Origin of the sequence: Chamaesiphon sp. VAR_69_metabat_338 (assembly GCF_031423935.1) — a bacterium.
Lineage (GTDB): Bacteria > Cyanobacteriota > Cyanobacteriia > Cyanobacteriales > Chamaesiphonaceae > Chamaesiphon.
On record NZ_JANPGM010000745.1, the window covers coordinates 1 to 1,533 of the forward strand.

The window sequence follows — 1,533 nt, forward strand, 5'->3', positions numbered from 1 at the left end:
TGCCGAGTATGGTTTTCGGCTCCCACCCCAGATTCCAATTATCACTGTCAGCCGCAATACACTAGGTTACTGGGGACAGAAGTCACCCCACGCACTGTTATATTACTTACCCAATCAGATTTCTGACGAATTTGTCGATCGGCAAATAGAAAGAAATATCGATGTTTTGGTTCACTCGCGCAAGTCTTCGGACTATCTCTTAAAACAATTAGTTCCGGCACTGCAACGCGATTGTAAAGTCGAAATTATCGAGGGGTTTGTCGATAGTTTGGCGGATTTATTCAATCGATCGCGGGTTTATTTATATGATTCCGCCGAGTACTGGGCAACTCAAGGTGTCACAGAAGGATTTGGATTGCAACCATTGGAAGCGATCGCCTGTGGTTGTCAGGTGTTTTCGAGCATCAATCATGGTTTATCAGATTATTTAGATCCGGGATTTAATTGCCACAAAATTGCCGGTTTTAGTACCGCCTACGATGTCGAGCGCATTTTAGCCACAATTAAATCTGATACGTTAGTTATCGATCGAGAATCCTTACTTGCTGAATATCGAACTGAGAATATTCTCTCGCGCCTACAGGTGATTTTGAGAGAGATCGATCGGTTCTTCGATCGAGTAGATCTGAATGGTTCAGATACGTTAGATTTTAGCGATCGACGAATTTTGCAGTTGAGACTAGCTAAAACTCTCAAGAGTATTCAAAAGAAACTCAAACGTTAGGCACGTAATTTATTTCCTGCTAGCAGCAATTTTAGACAGCTTTGGAGCTAAAATCGTACCTGAATTCAGTAATGTAAATCATTTCATGTGGATAACTGACTCGATTCTTCGCAGGAGAGGCTACGCCAACGATTGGAGATCGCATGTAATCCATTAACATCAATCGAGTATATACAAATATTAAGTGAAGACAATCTCAATCTAATTAAAGATAGTGCAAGTCAGAAAATTCTAGATTAGTTAACCATTTGTATCTAACCAAGCAGTTAAGTCTTCCATTCCAACAAAATCTAAAAGAGCGTCTCCTAAATTCTCCAGCTTTTCCACAGGTAGAGATTTGATTCTATCCTGAACTTGAACTGATAGATCGCCTACCCGACGCTTTAATAAGCGCAGCACAATAGATTTCTCTCCGCGTTCTTCGGCTGCTTGGATCTCAGCTAGATATAAAGGTGATAATTGCATAATCAACTCCTGGTCTTCTATTTTGCGACTTTGTTGGGCTTCTAAAATGATTCTGAGGTTGCCAAACAGCTTGAGAGCATCTGTCCGATATGGGCTATCGACAGGTAATGCTGCTACTTCGGAGATCGCCTGTTGTTGGACTTTGCCTTTGCCCAATAACCGAAACCATAAAGTATCGGGAATCGCCGGTAACTGGTGAATGACGATAATCCCCGTCTTCTGCAATGGTGGCAACAAGTACACTCCATTTTCCCAACCTAATTCATTTATAGCACCAAAACCCGTCAATGTTGGTGCGGCTAATGTGGGGGTGAGAATCCACAAGATCGGGAGTTCGACATCGG

At 42.1% G+C, this 1,533-nt stretch carries 2 protein-coding genes; one reads left to right on the top strand and one right to left on the bottom strand.

The genetic code is table 11. The features are described from left to right. Positions 1 to 724 (top strand): glycosyltransferase (locus RMO84_RS20600; RefSeq protein ID WP_310490307.1); only part of this gene is annotated, 724 nt, incomplete at its 5' end. A gap of 240 nt (positions 725 to 964) precedes the next feature. Here RMO84_RS20600 and RMO84_RS20605 read toward each other — a convergent pair. After that, positions 965 to 1,533 (bottom strand): DUF4351 domain-containing protein (locus RMO84_RS20605; protein ID WP_310490308.1); only part of this gene is annotated, 569 nt, incomplete at its 5' end.